At 65.8% G+C, this 9,133-nt stretch carries 7 protein-coding genes and 1 pseudogene; 1 reads left to right on the plus strand and 7 read right to left on the minus strand.

The features are described 5' to 3' along the window. Positions 1 to 71: 71 nt before the first annotated feature. Entirely contained in the window at positions 72 to 4,367 is a 4,296-nt protein-coding gene (locus B4C31_RS02570; RefSeq protein ID WP_291531215.1) for an LPXTG cell wall anchor domain-containing protein, read from the minus strand. A gap of 310 nt (positions 4,368 to 4,677) precedes the next feature. Beyond that, positions 4,678 to 5,763 (minus strand): FIVAR domain-containing protein, encoded by a 1,086-nt coding sequence (locus B4C31_RS02575; RefSeq protein WP_291531216.1) that lies wholly within the window; start codon positions 5,761 to 5,763, stop codon positions 4,678 to 4,680. Positions 5,764 to 5,989: 226 nt separating this feature from the next. On the opposite strand from B4C31_RS02575, the gene B4C31_RS02580 reads away from it, so the two are divergent. After that, positions 5,990 to 6,733 carry a GNAT family N-acetyltransferase gene (locus tag B4C31_RS02580; RefSeq protein ID WP_291531217.1) on the plus strand — a complete coding sequence of 248 codons (744 nt, stop codon included), beginning with the start codon at positions 5,990 to 5,992 and terminating at the stop codon, positions 6,731 to 6,733. A 70-nt stretch (positions 6,734 to 6,803) separates the two neighbouring features. On the opposite strand, the gene B4C31_RS02585 is transcribed toward B4C31_RS02580, so the two are convergent. The 5 genes and pseudogenes from B4C31_RS02585 to B4C31_RS02605 all read right to left on the minus strand — a co-directional run. Then, a complete protein-coding gene (locus tag B4C31_RS02585; RefSeq protein ID WP_349679121.1) occupies positions 6,804 to 7,031 on the minus strand; it encodes a hypothetical protein in 228 nt (75 codons plus the stop codon). Further along, a complete protein-coding gene (locus tag B4C31_RS02590; protein WP_291531218.1) occupies positions 7,028 to 7,615 on the minus strand; it encodes a ParA family protein in 588 nt (195 codons plus the stop codon). Before B4C31_RS02590 ends, B4C31_RS02585 begins: the two co-directional genes overlap by 4 nt. Before the next feature lie 100 nt (positions 7,616 to 7,715). Continuing rightward, the gene (locus tag B4C31_RS02595) at positions 7,716 to 7,889 is read right to left on the minus strand and encodes a hypothetical protein (protein ID WP_291531219.1); all 174 of its coding nucleotides are present in this window, start codon (positions 7,887 to 7,889) and stop codon (positions 7,716 to 7,718) included. Beyond that, on the minus strand, positions 7,876 to 8,373 hold the full coding sequence (locus B4C31_RS02600) for a WhiB family transcriptional regulator (protein WP_291531220.1): 498 nt from the start codon (positions 8,371 to 8,373) through the stop codon (positions 7,876 to 7,878). Before B4C31_RS02600 ends, B4C31_RS02595 begins: the two co-directional genes overlap by 14 nt. Beyond that, a pseudogene (locus B4C31_RS02605) lies at positions 8,370 to 9,133 on the minus strand (hypothetical protein); the annotation flags it as partial. The pseudogene B4C31_RS02605 and the gene B4C31_RS02600, both read right to left, overlap by 4 nt.

Raw genomic sequence — 9,133 nt, forward strand, 5'->3', positions numbered from 1 at the left:
GATTGGGTATGGGGATGCCGCCCGACCGGGGTCGGGCGGCATCCCTACCGGTTCCGACGGGAGTGTCGGAATCAGCGGTCGGAGTGCGCCGGAGTGGTGCGACGACGCAGGGCGAACAGCGTGACGCCGCCCGCGGTGAGCAGGATCATGGCCCCGGCGATCACGAGGACCGTGCTGCCGGTGGAGGCCAGACCGCTGGTCGCGTTCCAGTCATCCGTGTTCGAGTCGACCTTCGTGTCCTTGCACAGGGTCTTGCCGTCGACTTCCACGGTCTCGGGCTTCTCCCCGTCGGACTGTCCGTCGCCGAACGGGTCGTCGTCGGTGACGGGGCATTCCACGAGCGGCGTGCCGGTGACCTGGGCGCGATCCGTGTGGTTCTCGGTGGTGAACCCGGTGAGCGTGCCCTTGACGTCGACCGAGTCGCCGGGCTTGAGGATCAGCGTGTCCCAATCGTCCGGATACGTCAGGTCGGTGACCTTGCCGTCGCCGACGATGGTCTCATCGGTCAGCTCCAGGTCGGACGCCTTGAACCAGGCGCCCTCGCCGGTGTCCGGATCGGTCTTCGACGTGTTGGTGATGGTGAACACGATCACGTCGCCGTCCTTGGCGCCCTTGAGCGCCTCCTCCGGGGTGTCGCGGTCGCCCTTCGGGAAGCCGGACTTCTCGTCCCACTTCTCGATCTTCAGGCTCGGGGTCATGTCCGGGGTCTTCGTCCACACGACGTTGGATACGATCTCCTTGCCGTTGTAGCGTTCGGTGAACACATTCTCGTGACGGTCGGTGACCATGGCGCGCTTGCACTGGATGTAGGCGCGCCACCCCTGCTCATGCTGGGTGTCCGCGGACACGAGCTGGCGGTACAGTTCGGTGCTGTCGATCACGACCTTGCCGGTCGCCGGATCCAGGGTGGCGGTGAACATGTCGCCGCCGAGATTCGACGAATCGAAACCGCTGCCGGCGATGCGCTGGCCCTGCTTGGCGAGGATCTCGCCATCCTTGTACAGGTCGCGGGTCGCGTACACGGCCCACTGGCCGGTCAGCACGTCGACCTTCGGATCCAGCTGGTCGTCGATGCCCCACTCCTCGACCGTCGGATAGGCGCGGTCGGCCGGCAGGATGCTCGAATCCAGCTGGTAGAGGAACGTGGAGCCGAGGTAGATCGACTGGCCGTTCGCGCTGTCGCCGCCGACCTCGACGGTCACGTCCTTGACGGGGTTGATCGGCTTCAACGGGTTCGACACCATGTTGGTGTCCTTGCGCGTGTCGTTGACGACCTGGGTGGCCGTGTTCTCGACCACGTAGCCGTCGTCCACCTTGATCACCGTGTACGGGAGGATCACCTGATAGGTGTGGCCGAGCAGCGTCTGGTCGATCGCCGGATCCGTGAGCGGATCATGATCGTCGGCCGACAGCTCCGCGTACGCCTTCAGATCGGTCGGCTGCGGGTCGCCGGGCACGGTCTCGCCGGTCGCCGGCACCTGGGTGTCCACGGTCTTCGCGTACACGTAGGCGACGCCGTCCTGGATGGCGACGTTGAACCGATCGGTAACGTCCTGGCCGTCGTCGGCGATCACCTCGATGTCGGCGGCGAGGATCTCCAGATACGCGTCGTCGTAGTCGTCGGTGATGCCAGCACGCCACACGTCGTACGCCTGATCCTTCTGCATCAGATCAAGGTTGATCACGTAGTTGCCGGTATCGCCCAGCAGGAGGGTCTTGTCGTCGATCGACACGGTCGGGTCGCCCTGCGCCTCGCTCTGGTTGTCCTCCTTGCTCGGGTTGAAGTCGGGCGGGATGTTGAACACCTCGTTCGACGGGGTCAGACTGTTGTTGAGCGTGAGGACCCACTTGTTGTTGACCTTGTGGTCGGTGGGCGCGTCATTCGCCACGGTGCCCTCGAAACGCACCTGGAGGCGCGGGCTGCCGCCCGCACGCCACTGGCCGATCAGCTCGCCGTCGGTCACGGTCAGGCGGAACAGGTGGTTCTCCTCGTCCCATTCGGTCGAATACTTCGACTTCGGCACGACCCGGCCCGTGGACAGGTCCATCATCTCGACGGTCTGCTTGTCCGGAGACAGCCACTGATCGTACGAGTCGGTGAACACGACCTTGCTGACGCCGTAGGCGAGATCACCGGGCAGGTTCGGCTGCGTGGTCAGCTGGTACTCGACCTTCTGACCCGGATGGACGACCATGCCGTCCACGCTGGACTGGTCGCCGCCCTCGCTGGCCTCACCGATCACATCCTTGACGACCGGCGGCACATAACCGCAGATCCAAGGCTCGTTCGTCGGCGCGGTGTGATCGTTCACGGTCTGCGAACCCTTGTTCGTCAACGTCGGATCCGTCGGATTGCCGGACGCGTCGGGAGCGGCGCAGAACGTCAGCTCGTCGCCCGCCTGCTTGCCGAAGTCCTCGCGCACCTGGGCGGCGCCTCCACCGTTGGCGAAGTTGATCTCGCCGGGCAGGAGCAGGGTGACCTGGAGGGGCTTGTCCAGGCCCTTCAGGGTCTCGCGGTACTCCTTCTTCGCGCTGGCGGTCGCCTTGGTGCCGTCGATGGTGATGTCGAAGTGCTCGGTCACGTCCTGGCCGTCGTTGACGATGTCCGCGACGCTGGACTGGTGGTCGGTGGTCGCCTCGGCGGCGTACACACGCACGTCCTTCGCGTCGGTCGGCCCGTCCCAGATGTAGTCCGCCGCGCTCCAGTCGTCCGTGATCTCGAACCTCTCGGGCGCCTCGATCAGGTTCGCGCCCACGGTCGCGTTGACCACGCTGGCGACCTTGTCCCCGTCAAGGAACTTCTTCGTGTCGGCGCCGGTCGCGTTGGTCTCCTCGGGGTCGATCACGGCCTGCCATTTGCCGTCAGCGTCCTGCGTGATCCAGGACTTGTCGGGGTTGGGCTGCCAGGTCGGGAACTCCTTGGTGTCGGTCGACGCCTCGGGCTCCTGGTTCCACTGCACGGACGCGGTGTCCTTCACGTTCACGAAGCCCTCGGGCGTGTGCACGGTCACGTCGAAGCTGAACGCGTACTCATGATCCAAAGGCATCTCGCCCTTGTCGGCCGCGCGCACGGCGGTCACGGTGTTCGATGCCTCGTCCCAGCTCATCGTGAACTGGTCGCTGACGTCCTCGCCGGTCGTGGTGTCGACGACCTCCATGTTCGAGACCTCGTAGTCCACGCCGTTCGGCTCGATCACGTCCTTGATGGTCATCTCCCAGCCGCCCTTGCCGGTGCCCGTGGTGATCGTGGTCCGGTTGGTCATCGAGTCCGCGCTCACGCCCTCCTCGATCTCCTTCACCGGGGCGGGCGGCGGGACCTCGCTCACGGTCAGCGTCTCGCGCGGGTCACGGTCCGCGGTATCCACCGCCGTCTTCATCTTGCCCTGCTTCGGGACCTGCACATCCACCCAGATGTTCCCTGCGGGCCAATGCTCCCACCCGAAATCACCCGGCCCGAACAGATCAACGCTCGTATCACCCGAATTGGCGAACGTGATCTGCTTGCTCCTGGTCTGCGCGGGCACGTATGAGTTGCCGTCGAAATGGACGACCGCAGTGCCGGTCAGGTTCTCCTTGATCGACGACCCGTTGTTGCTCGCGTGGATCACGTCCGTGATCCGGTCCGTCGCGCCGACCTGCAACGCCTTCGGGCTCGACAGGTCCGTCGAGACCGTCAGATCGTAATCCTGCGCCGGCGGCTGGTAGTTGTTCACGGCCACGCATACGAGGGACACGCCCGTCGGATACTGCTGGCCCGTCGCGGTGATCTGGTCGTTGAACTTCGTGTGCAGCTTGTTCACCCACTCGTCGCTCCAACCGACCAGGTCGTTGCCCATGCCATCCTGAGCCAGATAGCTCCAGTTCTTCTCGAAACGATTGCGGAAATCGCCCGGGTTCGTGCCCCAAGACACCAGCGTGTTCGTCTGGCCCAGGGTCGCGGCCAGACCCACCACGCGGGCCTTGTCCGCCGGGCCGTCGCTCTTGTCCGCGATCGCGTTCGAGATCGCCTCGCGACACGTGGAATAGATCGAATCATGCAACTGGTACCCATCACCAGGCACCTGATAACCCGACGCACGCAGACGATTGATCGCGTACTCGATCGAAGCGTCACCCCAACCCTGCGTCGGATTCCCATTGATCTGTTGATCGGCGACGTACAGCAAATCACCGTTCGGGCCCAAACCACTGGAACCGGTCGCGCCGGACCCGCCCGAGCCCATGCCCGCCATCGCGGTCAAGGGAGCGGCCATCATACCCGCCGCCACCAAGCCCGCGACCGCCGCACGCGCGGCCGACTTCAACAACCGCCCCGCACGACCGGACTGCCCGGTCCGACGGCGGCGCGTGGAAGGATCAAAACTCATCTGATCTTCTCCTTATTACTTTTCCTTGGCCCCGACCCCGATCCATGTGGGCACCGGGACCCCGAAGGGCCCCGGCTTGTCTCGGAGAAGAGGTCAATCGCCCGGCCGGCCCGGACGACGACACCCATTACAAAACGCGACACGCCGTGGTCTGGCCGGACAACCTGCCACTTTTCAAACCGCAAAACCGACAAACCGCAAAACCGACAAACTGAAATACCGAAAGAACGAATACTGAAATACAGAAACATGCGTAGATACGAAAAATCCCGGTCGTGAAGACCGGGACCTATGGCCTCATGCCGCGATATCACGGGCAAGGTTGACATGCGCCGTCGATGCAAACCGGCACGCAGCTATCCCCGCCCGGTACCCCGGTCCCGCCTACCGCGCCTGACGGGATATCGCCGATTGAGGAGCCGCCGTCGGAGGGCACAGATCCTCCCGGCGAATACGAGGGAGTGTATCCGCCACCCGTATACCCGCCGCCGGTGTAGCTGGGCGTGAACGACTGCTGCGTCTGCTGCGCGGCCTGCGCCGCGGCGGGTTCGGCCGCGGCCTTCGCGTCCGCATCCTGCTTGGCCTTGACCGAGTCGTTGACCGCGCTCATCGCCTGGTCCAGCGAGGTCGTGGCGTCGTTCATGGCTTTCGCGTCGTCGTTCTCGTCAAGCAGCTTCCTCGCTTGGTCGATCGCCTTGCTCAACGCGTCCCTGACGGCGTTGTCCTGGACCTTGCCGTCCGAATCCTTCAGCAGGGAGGCACCCTGATCCACCTTCGCCTTCAGTGCGTCCTTCGCGTCGGCCAGGGTCTTCGCGTCACGCGACTTGAGGACCGCGTCCATCGCCTTCCTCAACGACTGGCGCTTCGACTCGAACAGGGTCTTGCCCCGTGCGGGCTTCTCAACGATACGATCGGGGTGCAGGTCGTACCATTCGACCCCGCACACGCCAATCGATACGGTCCCGCCCGCGTTCTGCAATGCGTCCTGGAGCGCGGTCACGGTGTCGGGATCCTCGACCTGGTCCGCCGTGATGGCCTTCGCGTCCTTCAGCTCGTCGGACTGGACCAGCTTCAGGAGATCCTCATACGCGGCCGTGGCCTGCGCCGCCATGGACTCGCAGGACGCCACCGCGCCACGCACGCGCACCGCCTGCCAGACCCCCAGGCCCGCCAAAACGACCGCGACCACCGCGATCACGGCCACGGCGATCATCCACGCGTGCACGCGACGAGGCCTCCGCGGCCCGGATCCCTCCGGATCGGGGGACGCCCAGCCGGGCCCGCGGTTCTCGGCCCACTCCGGCGGCGTGATCGGCTTGCCACGCAGACCGCCCGCCTCATGATCCGTGTTGTTCGCCGGATCGAACACCCAGATCCTGCTCTCGTTCTTTTCCATGTTGCTGCTCCTTATATACCGAAATACTCCAATACCGAAACACCGAAAACGCCATGATGGTCCATCATCCGGCCACGCCGCCGGGGATGGTGCATATCTACCGTCCCCGCACACGGCGGCGTGCACGCCCTTATCCCTTCGCGCTCATGCCGTACCTCCTCCGCCCGACGTTGGATGCCCGATCCTGGGCTTGCCGATGTTCCCCGGAAGTGGGAAGGTTGTCGTCATGAGGCTTTTCGGACGATTCAAGGATCTCCTGCACGGACCTGCCCAGCGGCACGAACCCGCATCCCGGATACGGATCGTCCCGACGGCGGGCCAGGTGCAGACAGACATGGTCTGGAACCTCCTGACCGAACAGATCGAGCATGGATGGGACAAGTCGCTGCCAAAGCCCGTCCCGAACCCGGAGGATCTGTACAGGCCGACGCTTATAGGGGCGTGGTCCCAGGACCGCCTGGTAGGAGGTGCGTTCGTCATGCCAGACAGCCAGGACGCCCAATACCTCGCGGCGCGAGGGGTGCACGATGCAGCGGAGACCTTCGAACGATGCTGCTGCATGATCCAGGGGATCGCGGTCGCGCCCGAGCGAAGGGGCGAAGGCATCGGAACCCGGATCAAGCACTCCGTCGACGCATGGGCCGCACACCACCACGCTTGCCTCGTCCTGAGCATCCCAACCAACGACCAGGCCCGCCGCATGAACCAGAAAGCCGGCCGCATCACGCTCCCACCGCTGGTCCCGCTCGTCATCAAGATCACGCACCACGGGCAGGGAACCATCTGCATATTCCCGATCAACGGCACGGTGCCCGGCTCCTGCTGGGCGTTCCGAATAGTCGGCCAGTCGGCAGACCCGGCCCTCGCCATCGGTCAATGGAACATGGAAGGAACGGGCCGGGGCGACGACCACGGCCGCCCGCCCGTCCAGTGGATCGCCGACACCACGGCAATCCCGCAGCAGTTCTGACATGAAGACCTCCCCGCACCTGCGACTATTTACCGAAAAAACGAAAGACCGAAAGACCGAAAGACCGAAGTCATCGGGAACCGTCCATGTACGCACGGAGGGCCGCGTCCACGACCTCCTGGAGCTTCATGTCATGGTCGATCGCGTACTGCTTCGCCCTGCGACGGGTCTCGCGGCGCAGGCTCACGCTCGTCTTCATCCACTCGTCCGCGTCCGCCTCGTCACGACGGAACACGTCGGCCGGCGACGAGATAGACATGGTGCGCGGCGCGGGACGGAACGCGTTCATGTTCCTCATGCGACCACCCCCATCAGCTCCCGGTACACCTGCGCGTACTCCCACAACTTCCCGGGACGCGACCCCATCGCCTGCTTGACGTCCTGACGCTTGCGCACCACCGTGTCGAAGCACGGCGTCCGATGCTCCCGCAACGCGGCGAGCGTCTCCCGGCACGCCACCGTGCCCGGCTCCACACGCACCGGCAGCACCGCGGCCGGCACCGACGCGGGCACGGCCGCGACCGTCGCCCACGCCTGCTGGAGATCCAACGGGCTGTCCGAGGTCGGGACGATCACGAAATCGGCCTGCGCGATCGACTCCTCGAACAGCTTGCCCTCCGGGGGCGCGTCCACCACCACGAACCCGGACGGATGCTCACGCCGCACCCGACGCAAGGTCGCCAGATTCGCCGGCGCCACATCGAACGGCAAGCCGCACCCGCCGTCCACGGCCATGTCCGCCCACATGCTCGCGCTGCCCTGCGGATCGGCGTCCAGCAGCAACGCCGTCCCGTCCGCCGCCAGCACTCGCGCCAGACACAGGAACACCGCGCTCGTGGTCTTCGCGACACCACCCTTGGCCGAAGCAATCGTCACAATCATCACAAACTCCTTAACCGAAAAAACGAACAACCGAAATACCGAAAAACCAATGGACACGGACCGGCGGAAACCGGACCGGGGGAGGCCGTGGAGGGGCGGATCAATCCGTCCTGATCCACAGCAGGAACACGGCCAGCACGACCAGCAACGGGAACGCCACGACCGGGGGAAGCACGGACACGAACCGCCACGTCGCCACTCCGCTGACGACGAACACCAGGCCCAGGAACAGAAGCAGGATCAGCAACCGGATCAGACGGTCACGCCCACGCATCGGACACCCCGTCGCCCGCGTCCAACGTTCCCTGCGTCGCGGACTCCGCGACCGACTGCGCCCGACCGGCCTCGCGCCGCTCCCGACGTGCCTCCCTGCGCTGCTGGTTATGACGCCGGTAGGCGCGGTCCTTGGACTCGGCGTCGCGCACCAGACCAATCATCCCGGGATTCGCGCGAAGCCACGACTCCAGGTTCTGCGACGCGCGCACGCCCGACAGATCCACCCCGGCGGCCCTGGCCGCGGAAGCCAGCCTCACCCGGGGCATGCGACGCAGGCCGCCGCGGATCCCGTACCGCTCATGCGTGACGATCGCGTCCGCCAGGCACCGGAACCGCAACGGGCACGAATCACAGATCCGGATGCCCGCCGCCACCAGGGCGCGACGGCCCGACGGGTTCTCGTCGTCCACATCGTCCAGCCCCCACATCTGATCGGCCCACACCGAGGGGAACTGGGCACACCATCCACGCGGCTCGCTCATGCCGCCACCTCGCTTTCCACCTTCCCGTGACCGGCGAACATGCTGCCGCCACGCTCCTCACGCAGCCTGGCCAGCTCCGCCAGATCCTCCTCACGCCGGCGCTCGGCCTCGCGCAGCAGGTCAGCCAGCCGCCCCGCCGCATCCTCCGCGTCCACGCCCTCGTTCAACAGCCGGGCGACCAGCCCGGCCTGCTCCCACCGGCGCCCCGACAACGGCTGCGCCGCACGGGCCGCGGGGGAGTCCACGACCCCGGCCACATGCCGGCAGGAAACCGAATGCACATGCCCCGCGTCCTCGTCGGAGACGGTCTCGCGGGCAGCGACTCCGGCCAGACGCATGTCGTCGACGACCTGGTCGAACAAGGCCGCGAGATTCCGGCCGGACCGGATCCGTTTCGGCCACCAGTCGCCCCGCATCGCGAAGCCGAGCACGGACAGCACGCGGGCCACCGGATCGGCCACCCCGTCGGCGGACAGACGAGCCAGCAGGCCACGGACCGCCGCAAGGTCCCTCCGACGAGGCTCCGGCGACGAAACGCCCAACAGGCGACGGCGACAGACGAGCTCGTCGACCACGCGGACGGCGTCCGCGTCCGCGACCTCACCGGGATCATCGTCGTGGCTCTCCCCGTCGGCGGGGAGATGCCCCGAAGGGGCAGAGGGGTAATCTTGTTGGTCTTTTGTTAGTTGGGTCTCATCATGAGACCCCTCGTCGTGCAGAATGAGACCCCTGGACTTGAACTGCGCCCCGTTTGTTGGAC

It is taken from the genome of Bifidobacterium sp. UBA4282 (genome assembly GCF_002394995.1).
Lineage (GTDB): Bacteria > Actinomycetota > Actinomycetes > Actinomycetales > Bifidobacteriaceae > Bifidobacterium > Bifidobacterium pullorum_B.